Origin of the sequence: Pseudomonas sp. 273, assembly GCF_029201425.1 — a bacterium.
In the GTDB taxonomy this organism is placed as follows: Bacteria; Pseudomonadota; Gammaproteobacteria; order Pseudomonadales; family Pseudomonadaceae; genus Pseudomonas; species Pseudomonas delhiensis.
Map to the genome: position 1 here is coordinate 7,354,545 of NZ_CP116775.1, position 18,551 is coordinate 7,373,095.

Below are 18,551 nucleotides of genomic sequence, written 5' to 3' on the forward strand. Positions count from 1 at the left end.
TGAGGCCATGAAAAAGCATACGACGACGAAGAAGCCCATGTCTGCAGTCGATGTGTCGACTTGCACGACAGTCGCCGTGGATTTGGCGAAGAAGGTATTCCAGGTGGCCGGGGAAGATGCCCAGGGCCAGTTGGTGTACGAGCAGCGGATCAAGTCGCGTGAAGCGTTTCAGGTGTTCCTGCAGAAGCTGCCGAAGGGCGTGACGGTGCTGATGGAAACCGGTCCGGGCGCGCAAGCCTGGGCCCGGTTGCTGCAGATGCAGGGCAACCCGGTGCGTATCCTGCCGGCCCAGCGTGTGGCCGAGCACCGTAGCGGGGCAAAGAATGATCGCAATGATGCCCATGCCATTCTGCGAGCGGGACGGGATTGCAGCATCGCGTCGGTGCCGGTGAAGAGTGTCGCGGCGCTGGCGATGCAGGCCTGCCACCGGATTCGGCGTGGCTATGTGCGGCGGCGTACGGCCACGGGTAATCAGATACGCGGGCTACTGCTGGAGCAGGGCATCGCCCTGGCTCAGGGGGAGGCTGCCTTGAGCCAAGGTGTCCCCCGAGTGCTGGAAGACGCCAGCCAGCCCTTGCCGGATCTGCTGCGTGAGCTGATCGACGAGATGCTGAGCGAGTGGAGGCGACTGGGCGAGCGCATCGCAGCGTTGACCGAGCGTCTGGAAGCGTGTGCCAATGCGGACCAGGCAGCGAAGCGGCTGATGACGGTGCGTGGCATTGGTCCGATCACTGCCACGGCGCTGCTGGCCAAGCAGACCGAACCGGAACGTTTCGCCAATGCGCGCCAGTTCGCCGCCTACTTCGGTATCGTGCCCGACCAGCACAGCAGCGGGCAGAAGGTGCGACTGGGCAAGATGAATAAACGTGGCGACGCCTATGTGCGCAGCCTGATGGTGGTGGGCGCGCATGCGGTATTGAAGCAACTGCGGCCGGATTCCGAGCACCCGGACGACCGTCGCCTGCAACGCTGGCTACAGCGCCTGGGGCGCAAGGGGGCGGCCGTGCGACTGGCCAACCGCAACCTGCGGATCGCCTGGGTACTGTTGCGCAGCGAGCAGACCTACCAGCGCAAGCCGAACGCTTGCCAGGAGATTGAGATGAGTCACTGATCCAACGAGTTCCCGCCACCGGGGCGCCAAGCCGCTCCAACCCCTGCTGAAGAACATTGACCCCTGGTCAGACCGTCGCGGATTGATGCCTACGCTCCTACTGGCCTTCGAGGCCTCTTTGTAATCGGCATTCCGCGGGCTTACCCAATGTTGGCCAGAAGCCCGACGTGGCTTCCTCGAACAGGCCTAATACATAGATGCAATCGGGTTCCTCTGTTCAAAAGCGGGTTGACGGTGGGGGTGAGTCCATACATAGGAGCGAGCTTGCTCGCGAACCAAACCCGGCACCGTGCCCGCCCGGTTCGCGAGCAAGCTCGCTCCTACGAAGAGCCCCGCACATGCTCTTCCCTGTAGCCCGAACAACAAGAGGAACCCCGGCATGACCATCCCGATGCCCTCCCGTGAAACTTGCTCCGCCGAAGAGTGGAAGCTGCGCGAGGAGCTGGCCGCCTGCTATCGGCTGATCGCTCATTTCCGCATGAGCGACCTGATCTTCACCCACATCTCCCTGCGCCTGCCCGGGCCGCAGCATCATTTCCTGATCAATCCCTATGGGCTGATGTTCGACGAGATCACCGCCTCCAGCCTGGTGAAGATCGACCTGGACGGCAATCCGGTGGAGCCGACGCGCTACAAGGTCAACCCGGCCGGCTTCGTCATCCACAGTGCCATCCATGCCGCCCGCGAGGATGCCCGGTGCGTGCTGCACACCCACACCCGCGCCGGCTGCGCGGTGGCCGCCCAGGCCGGGGGGTTGCTGCCGCTGAACCAGATGTCGATGGAGTTCTACGGGTGCCTGGGCTACCACGACTACGAAGGCATCGCCCTGTCCTTCGACGAGCAGCAGCGCCTGGTGCGCGACCTCGGCGACCACCTGGGGATGATCCTGCGCAACCACGGCCTGCTGACCGTGGGCGAGAGCGTGAAGCAGGCGTTCCTGCGCATGTACTACCTGGAGAAGGCCTGCGACATCCAGGTCGCCGCCCAGGCCGGCGGCGAGCTGGTGATCCCGCCGGACGCGGTGTGCCGGCGCACCGAGCGCCAGTTCAACGAACCGGCGCGGCCGCAGGCCGAGGGCGAGCTGAGCGACCCGGATGGCTACGACCTGGCCTGGGAGGCGCTGCTGCGCATGCTCGAGCGCACCGCGCCGGACTACAGGAACTGACGTAGGGCGTATAACCGTTCGCGGTTATACGCCGCCTGACCGTGCCGGTCGTCCACGCCAAGGTCGACCTCGAGCGGTCCGCAACCCCGCCCTGCGCCCCTGCATGGAAATGACGTGGGTGGGGCGGTGTAGGAGCGGATCTCATCCGCGATCCGCACCGGAACCTCCGGCTATTGCGTAGGGCGTATAACCGTTCGCGGTTATACGCCGCCTGACCGTGCTGGTCGTCCACGCCAAGGTCGACCTCGAGCGGTTCGCAACCCCGGTCAAGCGGCGGATAACGCCGTAGGCGTTATGCGCCCTACGGGTTAAGCGACAAGCCCGGCTTTCGCCGGGCTTGTCGTTCATTGCTGGGTCCGTGCCTTGCTGCTGCTTTCCAGCTGCTGCTCGGCGGCCTTGGCCAGGTCCGGCGGGAGGAAGTCCTTGTCCGGGTTGTAGTCGGCCTTGAGGTAGGTGCCCAGGGCCTGCAGGTCGGCCGGGCTGAGGGTGCCGGCGGTCTGCTTCAGGCGCAGGTTGTCGAGGATGTAGTCGTAGCGTGCGTTGTTGTAGTCGCGCACGGCGCTGTACAGCTGGCGCTGGGCGTCGAGCACGTCGACGATGTTGCGGGTGCCGACCTGGTAGCCGATCTCGGTGGCTTCCAGCGAGCTCTGGTTGGAGATGATCGCCTGGCGCCGCGCCTTCACCGTCTCCACGTCGGTGTTCACCGCGCGGTGCTGGTTGCGCGCGTCCTGCACCACCTGGCGGCGCTGGCTTTCGCGCAGTTGCTCGCTCTGGTTCAGGCGCTGGTACGACTCGCGCACCTGGGAGCTGGTCAGGCCGCCGCTGTAGATCGGGATGTTCAGCTGCACGCCGACGCTGGTCTGGTCCACCCACTTGCCATAGGTGGGGCCGGTACCGCTGTTGGTGAAGCCCAGGGCGTCGTTGTCGCCCTTCTGGTACTGCACCACCGCGTCCACGGTCGGCAGGTGCCCGGCCTTGCGCTGGCGCAGCGTTTCCTCGGCGGCGGTGACCGCGAAGTTGCTGGCCTGCAGGGCGATGTTCTGCTGCACCGAGGTGTCCACCCAGGCCTTGGCGTCGTTGGGCGTGGGCACCACCACCGGCAGCGAGTGGAGGATGCCCTCGATGCCGCTGTAGTCGCGGTTGGTGAGCGTCACCAGGGCCTGGAAGGCATCTTCCACGGCCTGCTCGGCGACGATGCGGTTGGCCCGCGCGGTGTCGTAACCGGCCTGGGATTCGAGCACGTCGGTCTTGTCCGACAGGCCGACGTCGAAGCGTTCGTTGGACTGGTCGAGCTGGCGCTTGAAGGCCGCTTCCTCGGCCTTGCTGGCGGCCAGGTTGTCCTGGGCGCGGAGCACGCCGAAGTAGGTCTCGGCGGTCTGCAGGATCAGCCGCTGCTGGGTGGCGGAGAATTCCAGCTGGGCCTGTTCGCTGATGTTTTCCGCGGCCTTGAGCTGGAACCAGCGGTCGGCGCGGAACAGCGGCTGGCTGAGGCTGGCCTGGACCAGCTGGCTGCTGCGGTTGAGGGTGGCGTCCGGCGTGTCCAGCGAGGTGCGGGTGTTGCCCAGGCTGCCGCCGGCGTTGATCTGCGGCAGCAGGCCGGAGCGGGCCTGGGGTACGACTTCCTTGCGCGCCAGGTAGTCGGCCTGGGCGGCGGCGAGGTCGGCGTTGTTGTCTACGGCATCCTTGTAGACGTTGATCAGGTCGGTCTTGCTCGGCAGTGGAGCGACGCTCGACGTGGGCTGGGCTGCCCAGACGAAACCTGTGGAGGCGGCCACGGCGACAGCCAGGGAGAGTCTGCGCAGCATTCGTTCGTCCTAGAAAGTGTGCGGGTGGGGCAAGGCTACGGTCGCCCCGATTGGCGGTCAAGGCGCCATCTTGGGGCAATTCGTTGCAGGAGTGTAGTTGCCGGTGTGTGACCGCGAAGTCGCTTCGGATACTTTCGGCCCGGCGGCATTGGCCAAGCGCCGAACTCTTGTTTAGACTGCGGACGTTCTTGTCGGGGTGCCCCATTGCGAGGGGCTGAGATCGGATAGTTCCGGATCCCGTTGAACCTGATCGGGTTAGCACCCGCGTAGGGAACAAGAAGTCCGCGTCCCCAGTGCCTTTCCGGCCGGCCCCAGCCCTCCCCGGACGCGTCCTTTCTCCGCAGTGCCTTGCGGCTCCCGCGTCACCCAGGTTCTCCCGACAATCAACCCAGGAGAGCCAGGATGAGCACCCAGAAGAACAACGTCACCCGCCTTGAACAGCTCGACCGCCAATCGGCGAAGCCCTTCCCCAACTCGCGCAAGGTCTACCTGACCGGCTCGCGCCCGGACATCCGCGTACCGGTGCGGGAAATTTCCCTGGCCGATACGCCCACCGCCTTCGGCGGCGAGAAGAACCCGCCGGTGTACGTCTACGACACTTCCGGCCCCTATACCGACCCGGCCGTACGCATCGACCTGCGCAAGGGCCTGCCCGACGTGCGTTCGCGCTGGATCGACGAGCGCGGCGACACCGAGGTCCTCCCCGGGCTGACCTCCGAGTTCGGCAAGGCGCGCCTGGCCGACGCCAGCCTCGACGCCCTGCGCTTCGCCCACGTGCGCACCCCGCGCCGGGCCAAGGCCGGGCGCAACGTCACGCAGATGCACTACGCGCGCCAGGGCATCATCACCCCGGAGATGGAATACATCGCCATCCGCGAGAACATGAAGCTGCAGGAGGCCCGCGCCGCCGGCCTGCTCGACGCGCAGCACCCGGGGCAGAGCTTCGGCGCCAGCATCCCGCAGGAAATCACCGCCGAGTTCGTGCGTGACGAAGTGGCCCGCGGCCGCGCCATCATCCCGGCGAACATCAACCACACGGAGCTGGAGCCGATGATCATCGGCCGCAACTTCCTGGTGAAGATCAACGGCAACATCGGCAACAGCGCCCTGGGCTCGTCCATCGAGGAAGAGGTGGAGAAGCTCACCTGGGGCATCCGCTGGGGCGCCGACACGGTGATGGACCTCTCCACCGGCAAGCACATCCACGAGACCCGCGAGTGGATCCTGCGCAACAGCCCGGTGCCGATCGGCACCGTGCCCATCTACCAGGCGCTGGAGAAGGTCAATGGCATCGCCGAGGACCTGACCTGGGAAATCTTCCGCGACACCCTGATCGAACAGGCCGAGCAGGGCGTGGACTACTTCACCATCCACGCCGGCGTGCTGCTGCGCTACGTGCCGCTGACCGCCAAGCGCGTCACCGGCATCGTCTCCCGCGGCGGCTCGATCATGGCCAAGTGGTGCCTGGCGCACCACCAGGAGAACTTCCTCTATACGCACTTCGAGGACATCTGCGAGATCATGAAGGCCTACGACGTCAGCTTCTCGCTGGGCGACGGCCTGCGCCCGGGCTCGGTGGCCGACGCCAACGACGCCGCCCAGTTCGGCGAACTGGAAACCCTCGGCGAGCTGACCCGCATCGCCTGGAAGCACGACGTGCAGGTGCTGATCGAAGGCCCCGGCCACGTGCCCATGCACCTGATCAAGGAGAACATGGACAAGCAGCTGGAATGCTGCGACGAGGCGCCGTTCTACACCCTCGGCCCGCTGACCACCGACATCGCCCCCGGCTACGACCACATCACCTCGGGCATAGGCGCGGCGATGATCGGCTGGTTCGGCTGCGCCATGCTCTGCTACGTGACGCCCAAGGAGCACCTGGGCCTGCCGAACAAGGACGACGTGAAGACCGGCATCATCACCTACAAGATCGCCGCGCATGCTGCCGATCTCGCCAAAGGTCACCCGGGCGCGCAGATCCGCGACAACGCCCTGTCCAAGGCGCGCTTCGAGTTCCGCTGGGAAGACCAGTTCAACCTCGGCCTGGATCCGGACACCGCCCGTGCCTTCCACGACGAGACGCTGCCGAAGGACTCGGCCAAGGTCGCGCACTTCTGCTCCATGTGCGGGCCGAAGTTCTGCTCCATGAAGATCACCCAGGAAGTCCGCGACTACGCCAAGGAGAACGGCCTGACCGACGAGCAGAAGGCCATCGAGGCCGGCTTCCAGGAACAGGCCGCGCGCTTCAAGGATGAAGGTTCGGTGATTTACAAGCAGATCTGAAGAACGGCGGCAGGCTGCAGGCAGGAGCGAAGCGCTCGCCTGGCACCGCCTGTGGCCTGTAGCCTGCCGCCTGTAGCCAATTTTCCCCTTGAGCCTTGCATCCATCGTGACCAGTTTCCCTACGACCAATTATTCCCCGGCCATCGCCGTCGGCGCCGCCCAGCGTGTGCTCGGCCTGCGCGACCTGTTCTCCCTGTGGTTCTCCCTCGGCATCGGCCTGATGGTGCTGCAGACCGGCGCGCTGCTGGCGCCCGGCCTGGGCCTGGCTGGCTCGCTGCTGGCGATCTTCCTCGGCACCCTGGTCGGCGTGCTGCTGCTGGCCGCCGCCGGGGTGATCGGCAGCGACACCGGGCTGGCCGCCATGGCTTCGCTCAAGCTCAGCCTCGGTGGCCACGGCGCGGCGCTGCCGGCTGTGCTCAACCTGCTGCAACTGGTGGGCTGGGGCGCCTTCGAGGTGATCGTCATGCGCGACGCCGCCAGCCTGCTGGCCGCGCGCGCCTTTGGCGAGGGCAGCCTGTGGACCAGTCCGGCGCTATGGACCCTGGTGTTCGGCGCCCTGGCCACCCTGCTGGCGGTCAGCGGGCCGCTGGCCTTCGTCCGCCGCGTACTGCGCAAGTGGGGCATCTGGCTGCTGCTGGCGGCCTGCGTCTGGCTGACCTGGGACCTGCTGCGCCGCGTGGACCTCGCGGCCATCTGGGCCCGTGGCGGCGACGGCTCGCTGCCGCTGGCGGTGGGCTTCGACATCGCCATCGCCATGCCGCTGTCCTGGCTGCCGCTGATCGCCGACTACTCGCGCTTCGGCAAGCACGCCGGGCAGGTCTTCGGCGGCGCCGCCCTGGGCTTCTTCATCGGCTGCTTCTGGCTGATGGGCCTGGGCGTGGCCTACACCCTGGCGTTCGCCCAGGGCAGCGACGCCAACGCCCTGCTGCTGGCCCTGGCCGGCGCCGGCATGGGCATCCCGCTGCTGCTGATCCTGCTCGACGAGTCGGAGAAGGCCTTCGCCGACATCCACTCGGCGGCGGTTTCCAGCGGCATCCTGGTGCCGCTGAAGGTCGAGCACCTGGCGTTGATCATCGGCGTGCTCTGCACCCTGATCGCCTGGTTCGCGCCGCTGGCGCAGTACCAGAATTTCCTGCTGCTGATCGGCTCGGTGTTCGCGCCGCTGTTCGGCGTGGTGCTGGTGGACCACTTCCTGCTGCGCCGCCGCGCCGCCGCCGAGGTTCGCCCAGGCCTGCGCTGGGGCTCGCTGCTGGCCTGGGCCGGTGGCGTGGTCACCTACCACCTGCTGGCCAACTACGCGCCGGACCTGGGCGCCACCCTGCCGGCGCTGCTGGTGGCCGGGGTGCTGCAACTGCTGCTGGGGCGCCTCGGCGCCAGGGGCTGACCGGCCTGCCGGCCGGATCGCGGACGGAGTCCGCTCCTACAGTCTGCAATGAGGCACGGCGTTTCCCGTAGGGCGAATAACCGTTCGCGGTTATCCGCCGTTGGCCGGAGCACCGATGCCCGACGACGACGGCGGATAACGCCCTAGGCGTTATGCGCCCTACAGGTTGACGCCGAACTTCGCGTTTATGCCGGACAGCCCCCTCTCCCGCTTGCGGGAGAGGGGCAGCGTCAATCCTAAGCACGGTGCCGCCGGTGAGCGCCGTTCGCGGACAAGGTCCGCTCCTACAGTCTGCAATGAGGCACGGCGTTTCCCGTAGGGCGAATAACCGTTCGCGGTTATCCGCCGTTGGCCGGAGCGCCGGTGCCCGACGACGGCGGCGGATAACGCCCTAGGCGTTATGCGCCCTACAGTTCCGGGGAGGCACGGCCGTAGGAGGACTCCGTCCGCGATTGGGCGCCCGGCTACTGCGCACCACGCCCCGGGAAATAGTAGGGCTTCACGATCCCGTTGAGCCGCGGATAGGGAATCTTCAGCTCCGGGTGCCCGACCGAGTGCGGGGCGATGCGGTCGATGTCGTACTTCAGCGTCAGCGCGCCGAAGGTCAGGGCGAAGTGCGGGGTCTTCTGGAACGGCCAGTCCCTGAGGAAGTTCGCGTCCTGCTCCACCAGCTTGTTCTGCACCACCCAGGCCTGGTGGGCCAGGCGCGCGGTATCCCAGAACGCCTGTTCCTGGCCGGGCAGCAGCACGTCCTGCAGCGTCAGCACCTTGTGCAGGCGGCGGTCGTAGTTGATGAAGGCGCGGCCCGGGCGGCCATACTCTCCACCGGTGAAGACGTAGCTGGACAGTTCGAGGATCACCAGGCCGTCATGCTGCTCGCGTATCTTCGCCTGCAGGTAGCTGCTCCAGCCCGGCTTGGCGCTGGCCAGGAAATCCCGCTCGTAGCCGGCGAGGCTGGCCGGGCGCGGGTCGTCCGGGGTTTCCCGGGTGAGTTCGAGCAACTGCTGCTCGATGGCGGCGTCGAGCGCGGGTTCGCCGTCGAAGCCCAGTGTGTCCAGGTTGAACAGCGGGCACTGCTCGCCCTGGCAGCCCGGCTGCAGGTGTTCGAAGGTGGTGTGGCGGGCGCTCAGCGGGTCGCCCAGGCCCGGGCCGAAGAGGCTCTGGCAGCCGCCGAGCGCCAGCAGCAGGCCCGCGGCGGCAAGGGTTTTCAGAAAATGCATGGGAATCCTTCTTTGCGTGTCCGGCGGCGATCGGCCGCGCGGCTTGGACCGGCGAAGCCGCGCCGGGTTCGCCGCGCCGCCGAGTGTAGCAGTGTCGCGCGGCTCCCCGCCGGGCGGTGGCGGAAAGAGGCTGCACGGGGCACGGTGTCGCGCTAGGATGGCGCGAAGTTCAACCGATCAGCGAGTGTGTGGGATGGCGGATATCTTCAAGGCGGGCCCGGACGATGTGGAGATCACTCGGCGCGAGGAATGCTTCCGCGGCTTCTATCGCATCGAGCGTCTGCACCTGCGTCATCGCCAGTTCGCCGGCGACATGGGGCCGCTGATCAGCCGCGAGCTGTTCGTCCGCCACGATGCCGTCTGCGTGCTGCCCTACGACCCGCACCGCGACGAGGTGGTGCTGATCGAGCAGTTCCGCGTCGGCGCCATGGAGGCCGGGGTCAACCCCTGGCTGCTGGAGCTGGTCGCAGGCTTGATCGACAAGGACGAGGAGCCCGAGGAAGTCGCTCGCCGCGAGGCCGTGGAAGAAGCCGGCCTGCAGCTCGGCGCGCTCTGGCCGATCAGCCAGTACCTGCCTTCGCCGGGCGGCAGCAACGAGCTGGTGCACCTGTTCGTCGGCCGTTGCGACAGCAGCCTGGCCTCGGGCATCCATGGCCTGGAGGAGGAGGGCGAGGACATCCGCGTCCACGTGCTGGCCCTGGAAGATGCCCTGCAGGCCGTGCGCGACGGGCGCGTCAACAACGCCGCGAGCATGCTCGCCCTGCAATGGCTGGCGCTGAACCGTGCCGAGGTCCGTGGGCTATGGGTGTGAACCTGCTGCGCGAGCGCTACCGCGTCGACCTCGCCGGGCTGCAGGCCACCTGCGAGGCCAACTACCTGCGCCTGATGCGGTTGCTGCCGGACATGCGCGAGGTGCAGTCGCAACGCCGCGTGGCGCTGAGCGAGGGCGAACGCCTGCTCGGCGTGCTGGCCCTGGAGGTGATCGAGGCCTGCCCCTACACCACCACCCTGCAGGTGCGCCAGGAGCTGGGCCTGCCCTGGCTGCCCGCGCCGCGCCTGGAAGTGCGCGTCTACCATGACGCGCGCATGGCCGAAGTGGTCGGCGCCGAGCAGGCGCGCCGCCTGCTGGCCATCTACCCTTATCCGAACCAGGCCATGCACCAGCCGGACGAGAAGAGCCAGCTCAACCTCTTCCTCGGCGAGTGGCTGAGCCATTGCCTGGCCTGCGGCCACGAGCTGGAGCCGGTGCTGCAGCGCTGAAACATGGGTAGTGGCACTGCGCCATGATAGAATGTCGTTCGTCTGGCCGACGGCGAGCTTACTGTGAACTGTGACTCTTTCCCGGTTTGCCCGGCACCGGGGCTGTCACCATACTTCCTTCAACGACGACGCCTCGCCTGACAGGAGAAGGCGCATTGCCTGCGAAAGAATTTTCCTCAAATGAGCCGGTGCTGCTGGTGCAGCTCTCCGACAGCCATCTGTTCGCCGAGCATGATGGCCGACTCCTTGGCATGGATACTGCGGACAGCCTGAAGCAGGTGGTGAAGCGGGTTCTCGAGGAGCAGCCGCAGGTCGACCTGGTCCTGGCGACTGGTGATATCTCGCAGGACGGTTCCGTGGAATCGTACCGACGTTTCCTGGATATCTGTTCCAGCATCCAGGCGCCGAGCCGCTGGTTCCCCGGCAACCACGACGAGCTGGCGCCCATGCGCGAAGTCTGCGCCGACAGCGACCGGCTCGACCCGGTGCTCGACCTGGGCGCCTGGCGCATCGTCCTGCTCGACTCCACCATTCCCGGCGCGGTGCCCGGGCAGGTGTCCGCCGAGCAGCTCGCCCTGCTGGACGAGGCCCTGCACGGCGCGCGCGAGCGCCACGTGCTGGTGGCCTTCCACCATCACCCGGTGAGCATCGGCAGCCAGTGGATGGACCGCATCGGCATCCGCAACCCGCAGGACCTGTTCGCCGTGCTCGACCGCCACCGCCAGGTGCGCTGCCTGCTCTGGGGCCACGTGCACCAGGAGATCGACCGCCTGCGCGGCGACGTGCGCCTGCTGGCATCGCCTTCCACCTGCGTGCAGTTCGCCCCGGGCAGCGAGGACTTCGGCGTGGACAGCCTGGCGCCGGGCTACCGCTGGTTGCGCCTGCTGCCCGATGGCGGCGTGCAGACCGGCGTGTCGCGGGTCACCGGCATCGATTTCCAGGTGGACTACAGCGTCCAGGGCTACTGACGCGTGCGGCTTGCAGGCAGCGGCTCGCTGCTTGTAGCCTCCCGCACCATGACCGACATCCTCTATATCCACGGCTTCAACAGTTCCCCGGCCTCGCAGAAGGCCCGCCAGATGATGGCCGTCATGGGCCGCCTGGGCTTGCAGGCGCACCTGCGGGTGCCCGAGCTGCACCACCACCCGCGCCAGGCCATGGCCCAGCTCGAGGCGGCCATCGGCGAGCTCGACCGGCCCTTGCTGGTCGGCAGTTCCCTGGGCGGCTACTATGCGACCCATCTTGCCGAGCGGCATGGCCTCAAGGCCCTGCTGATCAACCCGGCGGTGCTGCCCCACGGCCGTTTCGACGGCTACCTGGGGCCGCAGAAGAACCATTACAGCGGCGAGGAGTGGGTGCTGACCCAGGAACACGTCGACGCCCTGGCGGAACTCGAAGTGCCGCCGCCGGTCGATGCGGCGCGCTACCAGGTGTGGCTGCAGACCGGCGACGAAACCCTCGACTACAAGGTGGCCGCGGTGTTCTACCGGGCCTGTGCCTTGCGCATCGAGGCCGGCGGCGACCACAGCTTCCAGGGCTTCGCTCGCTGGCTGCCGGCGCTGCTGGCCTTCGCCGGGGTGCCGGCGAGCCGCTGGCACGACCTCGATTTCTCCACTTTCGACTGAATTTGCTGACTGAAAAGGGACCCCATGGCCCAGCAGAACGCCTATACCGCAGAAGCCATCGAAGTCCTCTCCGGCCTCGATCCGGTGCGCAAGCGCCCGGGCATGTACACCGACACCACGCGGCCCAACCACCTGGCCCAGGAAGTCATCGACAACTCCGTGGACGAGGCCCTGGCCGGCCACGCGAAGAGCGTGCAGGTGATCCTCCACGAGGACAACTCGCTGGAAGTGATCGACGACGGCCGCGGCATGCCGGTGGACATCCACCCCGAAGAGGGCGTGCCGGGGGTCGAGCTGATCCTCACCAAGCTGCACGCCGGCGGCAAGTTCTCCAACAAGAACTACCAGTTCTCCGGCGGCCTGCACGGGGTGGGCATCTCGGTGGTGAACGCGCTTTCCACCCAGGTGGAAGTGCGCGTCAAGCGTGACGCCAACGAATACCGCATGACCTTCGCCGACGGCTTCAAGGCCAGCGACCTGGAAGTCGTCGGCAGCGTCGGCAAGCGCAACACCGGTACCACCGTGCGCTTCTGGCCCGACCCGAAGTATTTCGACTCGCCGAAGTTCTCCGTCAGCCGCCTGAAGCACGTGCTCAAGGCCAAGGCCGTGCTCTGCCCGGGGCTGCTGGTCAGCTTCGAGGACAAGAGCAGCGGCGAGCGCGTCGAATGGCACTACGAGGACGGCCTGCGTTCCTACCTGGCCGACTCGGTGTCCGAGCTGCCGCGCCTGCCGGAAGAGCCCTTCTGCGGCAACCTGGCCGGCAGCAAGGAGGCGGTGGACTGGGCCCTGCTGTGGCTGCCCGAGGGCGGCGAGTCGCTGCAGGAAAGCTACGTCAACCTGATCCCCACGGCCCAGGGCGGCACCCACGTCAACGGCCTGCGCCAGGGCCTGCTCGACGCCATGCGCGAGTTCTGCGAGTTCCGCAACCTGCTGCCGCGCGGCGTGAAGCTGGCGCCGGAAGACGTCTGGGAGCGCATCGCCTTCGTCCTCTCGATGAAGCTGCAGGAACCGCAGTTCTCCGGGCAGACCAAGGAGCGCCTGTCCTCCCGCGAGGCCGCGGCCTTCGTCTCCGGGGTGGTCAAGGACGCCTTCAGCCTGTGGCTCAACGCCAACCCCGAGCTGGGCCTGCAGCTGGCCGAACTGGCCATCAGCAACGCCGGCCGCCGCCTCAAGGCGGGCAAGAAGGTCGAGCGCAAGAAGATCACCCAGGGCCCGGCGTTGCCCGGCAAGCTGGCCGACTGCGCCGGCCAGGACCCGATGCGCGCCGAGCTGTTCCTGGTGGAGGGCGACTCCGCCGGTGGCTCGGCCAAGCAGGCGCGGGACAAGGAGTTCCAGGCGATCATGCCGCTGCGCGGGAAGATCCTGAACACCTGGGAAGTGGACGGCGGCGAAGTCCTGGCCAGCCAGGAAGTGCACGACATCGCCGTGGCCATCGGCGTCGACCCGGGCGCCGCCGATCTGACCCAGTTGCGCTACGGCAAGATCTGCATCCTCGCCGACGCCGACTCCGACGGCCTGCACATCGCCACCCTGCTGTGCGCGCTGTTCGTCCGCCACTTCCGCCCGCTGGTGGAAGCCGGGCACGTCTACGTGGCCATGCCGCCGCTGTACCGCATCGACCTGGGCAAGGAAGTCTTCTACGCCCTGGACGACGCCGAGCGCGACGGCATCCTCGACCGGCTGCTGGCCGAGAAGCGCCGCGGCAAGCCGCAGGTCACCCGCTTCAAGGGCCTGGGCGAGATGAACCCGCCGCAGCTGCGCGAAACCACCATGGACCCGAACACCCGGCGCCTGGTGCAGCTGACCCTGGAAGACGCCGAGGGCACCGTCGAGATCATGGACATGCTGCTGGCCAAGAAGCGTGCCGGCGACCGCAAGTCCTGGCTGGAGACCAAGGGCAACCTGGCCGAGGTCCTGGCCTGATGCGCCGCGTCCTGGCCGCCCTGGCGGCCGTGCTCGGCTGCGCCCAGGTCCTGGCGGACGCGCCCGCGGTGGGGCAGGGGCCGGCCCTGCAGTTCCTTTCCGAGCACGCGGTGGAAGGCATGCCCGGCGGCAACCTGTCGGGGCTGGCGCTGTGCGGCGGCGAGCTGTGGACGGTATCCGACCGCGACGACGACCGCCTCTACGGCCTGCGCCCGGACGAAGCCCCGGGCAGCGTCTGGCAGGCCCGCGCCGAGACCTTCAGCGTGCCCGGGCTGCCCGACAGCGGCCTGTCCTGGGGCGCCCGCGCGCGCACCTGGCTGTACGGCCTGGTGCGCGGTGGGGCCATGGACTTCGAAGGTGTCAGCTGCGACGGCAAGGGCAACCGCTACCTGGTCAGCGAGGCCTATGCCGGCGTTCTGCGGGTGCCGGAGGCCGGCGCCGCGCAATGGCTGGAGCTGCCGCCGACTCTGTTGCGCCAGGCGCGCGCCAGCGGCCTGCTGATGGTCAACAACGCCTACTACGAAGGCCTGGCCATCGACGCCGACGGCAAGCGCCTGTGGCTCGCCGCCGAACGCCAGCGCCGCGGCCTGCTGCGCCTGCGCAACGAGAACGGCAGCTGGAAATGCGACGGCGCCTGCGTGCTGCTGAGCGAGGGCGGCACGGCGCTGCCGCCGCCACAGCTGGAAAGCGACAAGCCGCTGGCCCTGGACTTCTCCGACCTGGCGCTGTACCAGGGCAAGCTGTTCACCCTGGAACGCCTGGTCCACCAGGTCTGCCGGCGCAACGCCGACAGCGGCGCCGCCGAGCGCTGCTGGTCGTTCGCCGACGGCGCCCTGGCCCCGCCGCGCCGCTACGCCTTGCCCTATGGCGTGGCCGAGGCCCTGGTGATCGACGACAAGGGCGCCTGGATCGGCCTGGACAACGGCGATGCGGCGCGCGCCGACGGCGATGCGCGGCCCTACGTGCTGCGCTTCGCCGCCCCGGCGGAGGGCTGGCTGGGTGGCAAATGAGCGAAGCACAACCCGGACGCCGCCTCGGCAAGGCCATGATGCTGCTCGCCTGGCTGGCCGGCATCGGCCTGGCCACGCACTTCTTCGGCCTGTGGGAAAAGCGCCAGCACAACCCCAACGTCCAGCCGCAGTCGTTGCACGGCGACGGCTACGTGGAATTGCGCCTGCTGGGCAACCGCCAGGGCCACTACGTGTTCGACGGGCTGATCGACGGTACGCCGGCGACCTTCCTGCTGGACACCGGCGCCAGCGCCGTGGCCGTGCCGGAAGCACTGGCCCTGCGCCTGCAGCTGCAGCGTGGCGCACCCATCGACCTGGATACCGCCAACGGCCGCACCCGGGGCTGGCGCACGCGCCTGCAGCGCCTGGAGCTTGGCGACATCCTGCTGCGCGACGTGCCGGCGATCATCGCCCCGGGCATGGGCGGCAACGAGGTGCTGCTCGGCATGAGCGCACTCAGACAACTCGAATTCTCCCAGCGCGACGGCACCCTGGTGCTGCGCCAGAACACTTCCCCGTGAGGCACGCATGAGCGAAACCCTCGATCTGAGCCTGGAAGGCGTGGAGCGCCGCTCCCTCGCCGAGTTCACCGAACAGGCCTACCTGAACTACTCCATGTACGTGATCATGGACCGCGCCCTGCCGCACATCGGCGACGGCCTCAAGCCCGTGCAGCGGCGCATCGTCTACGCCATGAGCGAGCTGGGCCTGGACGCCGACTCCAAGCACAAGAAGTCGGCGCGCACCGTCGGTGACGTACTGGGTAAATACCACCCCCACGGCGACTCGGCCTGCTACGAGGCCATGGTGCTGATGGCCCAGCCGTTCTCCTACCGCTACCCGCTGGTGGACGGCCAGGGCAACTGGGGCGCGCCGGACGATCCCAAGTCCTTCGCCGCCATGCGCTACACCGAGGCGCGCCTGTCGCGCTACGCCGAGACCCTGCTCTCCGAGCTGGGCCAGGGCACCGCGGACTGGGTGCCGAACTTCGACGGCACCCTGGAGGAGCCGGCGGTGCTGCCGGCGCGGCTGCCCAACCTGCTGTTGAACGGCACCACCGGTATCGCCGTGGGCATGGCCACCGACGTGCCGCCGCACAACCTGCGCGAAGTGGCCGCGGCCTGCGTGCGCCTGCTCGACCAGCCGGACGCCGGCGTCGGCGAACTGCTCGAGCACGTGCAGGGCCCGGACTTCCCCACCGAGGCGGAGATCATCACCCCGCGCGCCGACCTGCAGAAGATCTACGAAACCGGCCGCGGCTCGGTGCGCATGCGCGCCGTGTACCGCGTCGAGGACGGCGACATCGTGGTCACCGCGCTGCCGCACCAGGTCTCCGGGGCCAAGGTGCTGGAGCAGATCGCCGCGCAGATGCAGGCCAAGAAGCTGCCGATGGTCGCCGACCTGCGCGACGAGTCGGACCACGAGCACCCCACCCGCATCGTCATCATCCCGCGCTCCAACCGCGTGGACGCCGACGAGCTGATGACCCACCTGTTCGCCACCACCGACCTGGAAAGCTCCTACCGGGTGAACCTCAACGTCATCGGCCTGGACGGCAAGCCGCAGGTCAAGGACCTGCGCCAGCTGCTGACCGAGTGGCTGACCTACCGCACCGACACCGTGCGCCGCCGCCTGCAGTTCCGCCTGGACAAGGTGGAGAAGCGCCTGCACCTGTTGGAAGGCCTGCTGATCGCCTTCCTCAACCTCGACGAGGTGATCCACATCATCCGCACCGAGGAGCAGCCCAAGCCGGTGCTGATGGAGCGCTTCGCCCTCACCGACGTGCAGGCCGACTACATCCTCGACACCCGCCTGCGCCAGCTGGCGCGCCTGGAAGAGATGAAGATCCGCGGCGAGCAGGAAGCGCTGGCCAAGGAGCGCGCCAAGCTGCTGGCGATCCTCGGCTCCAACGCCAAGCTGCGCAAGCTGGTGCGCGACGAGCTGATCGCCGACGCCGAGGCCTATGGCGACGACCGCCGCTCGCCGATCGTCGAGCGCGCCGAGGCCAAGGCCCTCTCGGAAACCGAGCTGATGCCCACCGAGCCGGTCACCGTGGTGCTCTCCGACAAGGGCTGGGTGCGCTGCGCCAAGGGCCACGACATCGACGCCGAAGGGCTTTCGTACAAGGCCGGCGACACCTTCAAGGCCGCCGCGCCCGGACGTTCGAACCAGTACGCGGTGTTCATCGACTCCACCGGGCGCAGCTACTCGCTGGCGGCCCACAGCCTGCCGTCGGCGCGTGGCCAGGGCGAGCCGCTCACCGGCCGCCTGACGCCGCCGCCGGGCGCCAGCTTCGAGCGCGTGCTGCTGCCCGAGGACAGCGCCCTGTACGTGCTGGCCTCGGACGCCGGCTATGGCTTCGTGGTCAAGGGCGAGGACATGCAGGCCAAGAACAAGGCCGGCAAGGCCCTGCTCAGCCTGCCCAACGGCGCGCAGGTGATGGCCCCGCGGCCGGTGGCCGACGTCGAGCAGGACTGGCTGGCGGCGGTGACCACCGAGGGCCGCCTGCTGCTGTTCAAGGTCTCCGACCTGCCGCAACTGGCCAAGGGCAAGGGCAACAAGATCATCAGCGTACCGGGCGAGCGCGTGGCCAGCCGCGAGGAATACCTGACCGACCTGGCAGTTCTGCCGCCGGGGGCGACCCTCGTGCTGCAGGCCGGCAAGCGCACCCTGTCGTTGCGCGGCGACGACCTGGAGCACTACAAGGGTGAGCGCGGCCGGCGTGGCAACAAGCTGCCGCGTGGCTTCCAGCGGGTCGATGCACTGCTGGTCGAGTCGCTGTCTCAGGACTGAAACGCTCTGCGATACACTCTGCCTCTGGAGCTATGGCGCCGGTTAAGGGATGATAGGTCCCTTTGACACGGGCGCCTTGGCTCCATTGTCGTTTTGGTTAGTGGTTTTTTGTAGCAAGTGACGCCGATCTTCGGCGAATTAACGGTGATTGCACGATGAGCGCCCTGCGCGTCCTCGCATGTCTTTCCCTCGTCGGCCTCCTCGGGCTGGCGGGCTGTACGGTGAATCGACCGACCCAGCTGTACCAACTGGACGCCGGGGCGACCCCGGTGCCCACCCGCGACAACGGTATCGCCGTACTGCTCGGGCCGGTGCAGCTGGCCGACTACCTGCAACGTGAGTCCATGGTCCAGCGCCAGGCCGATGGCATCCTCAACCTGTCCACCGAGGCGCGCTGGGCCGGCAGCCTGGAAACCAACGTCAGCCAGTTGCTGGTGCGCCAGTTGTCCAGCAGCCTGGACACCACCCGCCTGGCGCTGTTCCCGGAACAGCCGGGGTTCACCCCGCAGGTGCAGGTGATGCTGACCATCAGTCGCCTGGATTCCGGTCCGAAGGAGCCGGCGGTGCTGGATGCGCGCTGGCGCCTGCTCGACCAGAAGGGCACGCTGCGCGACAGCCGCGTGTTCCATGAAGAGGAAAAGCACGACGGCAGCCTGCAGGACCAGGTCCGCGCGCAGAGCGAGCTGCTGCGCCGCCTCGCCGGGCAGCTGGCCCAGGACGTGCGCCCGGTGGCGGTGGCCGCCGAGCAGCCGGCGGCGCCACGCAAGCCGGCCGCGGCCGCCGAACAGGCCGCCAAGCCCAAGGAAGAAGGGCCGAAGATGCCGTTGGTGGTGCCCATCCACAACAACGCCGAAGTCTTCCGCTTCTGATCGCCGACGGCCCGCGGGTGTCCTGCCCGCGGGCCGCTCTTCGTTGACGAATTCTTGACCATGACGGTGCTAACAAGGCTGCGGTTCTGCCGGCGCCGTTGAT

General features: G+C 68.0%; 15 protein-coding genes and 1 riboswitch. Of the genes, 13 read left to right on the plus strand and 2 right to left on the minus strand.

Annotation, left to right across the window (positions count from 1 at the left end; translation table 11 throughout):
- Positions 1 to 52 precede the first annotated feature (52 nt).
- Positions 53 to 1,111, plus strand: a complete 1,059-nt coding sequence (locus tag PKO50_RS33535) for an IS110 family transposase (RefSeq protein WP_275630565.1) — start codon at positions 53 to 55, stop codon at positions 1,109 to 1,111.
- A 379-nt stretch (positions 1,112 to 1,490) separates the two neighbouring features.
- Positions 1,491 to 2,276 carry a class II aldolase/adducin family protein gene (locus PKO50_RS33540; RefSeq protein ID WP_275628410.1) on the plus strand — a complete coding sequence of 262 codons (786 nt, stop codon included), beginning with the start codon at positions 1,491 to 1,493 and terminating at the stop codon, positions 2,274 to 2,276.
- 344 nt (positions 2,277 to 2,620) lie between these two features.
- On the opposite strand, the gene PKO50_RS33545 is transcribed toward PKO50_RS33540, so the two are convergent.
- Positions 2,621 to 4,081, minus strand: coding sequence for a TolC family outer membrane protein (locus PKO50_RS33545; protein WP_275628411.1), 1,461 nt, complete (start codon positions 4,079 to 4,081; stop codon positions 2,621 to 2,623).
- Between the two features lie 182 nt (positions 4,082 to 4,263).
- Positions 4,264 to 4,371, plus strand: a riboswitch (TPP riboswitch).
- 112 nt (positions 4,372 to 4,483) lie between these two features.
- Here PKO50_RS33545 and thiC point away from each other — a divergent pair.
- Entirely contained in the window at positions 4,484 to 6,364 is a 1,881-nt protein-coding gene (thiC, locus tag PKO50_RS33550; RefSeq protein WP_275628412.1) for a phosphomethylpyrimidine synthase ThiC, read from the plus strand.
- Positions 6,365 to 6,470: 106 nt separating this feature from the next.
- Entirely contained in the window at positions 6,471 to 7,748 is a 1,278-nt protein-coding gene (gene cytX / locus PKO50_RS33555; RefSeq protein ID WP_275628413.1) for a putative hydroxymethylpyrimidine transporter CytX, read from the plus strand.
- 464 nt (positions 7,749 to 8,212) lie between these two features.
- Here cytX and PKO50_RS33560 read toward each other — a convergent pair whose 3' ends face one another.
- Positions 8,213 to 8,968, minus strand: a complete 756-nt coding sequence (locus tag PKO50_RS33560; RefSeq protein ID WP_109931903.1) for an RsiV family protein — start codon at positions 8,966 to 8,968, stop codon at positions 8,213 to 8,215.
- 193 nt (positions 8,969 to 9,161) lie between these two features.
- Here PKO50_RS33560 and PKO50_RS33565 point away from each other — a divergent pair, with 193 nt between their 5' ends.
- The 9 genes from PKO50_RS33565 (at position 9,162) to PKO50_RS33605 (ending at position 18,448) form a co-directional block, all read left to right on the plus strand.
- Positions 9,162 to 9,779 carry an NUDIX domain-containing protein gene (locus PKO50_RS33565; RefSeq protein WP_109931905.1) on the plus strand — a complete coding sequence of 206 codons (618 nt, stop codon included), beginning with the start codon at positions 9,162 to 9,164 and terminating at the stop codon, positions 9,777 to 9,779.
- On the plus strand, positions 9,770 to 10,228 hold the full coding sequence (locus PKO50_RS33570) for a DUF1249 domain-containing protein (protein ID WP_009613530.1): 459 nt from the start codon (positions 9,770 to 9,772) through the stop codon (positions 10,226 to 10,228). The genes PKO50_RS33565 and PKO50_RS33570 overlap by 10 nt, the downstream gene beginning before the upstream one ends.
- Positions 10,229 to 10,383: 155 nt before the next feature.
- Entirely contained in the window at positions 10,384 to 11,196 is an 813-nt protein-coding gene (gene cpdA, locus PKO50_RS33575) for a 3',5'-cyclic-AMP phosphodiesterase (protein WP_089389968.1), read from the plus strand.
- Between the two features lie 48 nt (positions 11,197 to 11,244).
- Positions 11,245 to 11,853 carry a YqiA/YcfP family alpha/beta fold hydrolase gene (locus tag PKO50_RS33580; RefSeq protein WP_275628414.1) on the plus strand — a complete coding sequence of 203 codons (609 nt, stop codon included), beginning with the start codon at positions 11,245 to 11,247 and terminating at the stop codon, positions 11,851 to 11,853.
- A 24-nt stretch (positions 11,854 to 11,877) separates the two neighbouring features.
- Positions 11,878 to 13,776 (plus strand): DNA topoisomerase IV subunit B, encoded by a 1,899-nt coding sequence (parE, locus tag PKO50_RS33585; protein WP_275628415.1) that lies wholly within the window; start codon positions 11,878 to 11,880, stop codon positions 13,774 to 13,776.
- A complete protein-coding gene (locus PKO50_RS33590) occupies positions 13,776 to 14,786 on the plus strand; it encodes an esterase-like activity of phytase family protein (RefSeq protein ID WP_275628416.1) in 1,011 nt (336 codons plus the stop codon). The genes parE and PKO50_RS33590 overlap by 1 nt, the downstream gene beginning before the upstream one ends.
- Positions 14,783 to 15,307 (plus strand): TIGR02281 family clan AA aspartic protease, encoded by a 525-nt coding sequence (locus PKO50_RS33595; RefSeq protein ID WP_089389972.1) that lies wholly within the window; start codon positions 14,783 to 14,785, stop codon positions 15,305 to 15,307. The genes PKO50_RS33590 and PKO50_RS33595 overlap by 4 nt, the downstream gene beginning before the upstream one ends.
- Positions 15,308 to 15,314: 7 nt before the next feature.
- Entirely contained in the window at positions 15,315 to 17,579 is a 2,265-nt protein-coding gene (gene parC, locus PKO50_RS33600; RefSeq protein ID WP_275628417.1) for a DNA topoisomerase IV subunit A, read from the plus strand.
- 155 nt (positions 17,580 to 17,734) lie between these two features.
- Positions 17,735 to 18,448 carry an ABC-type transport auxiliary lipoprotein family protein gene (locus PKO50_RS33605; protein WP_275628418.1) on the plus strand — a complete coding sequence of 238 codons (714 nt, stop codon included), beginning with the start codon at positions 17,735 to 17,737 and terminating at the stop codon, positions 18,446 to 18,448.
- Positions 18,449 to 18,551: the final 103 nt, after the last annotated feature.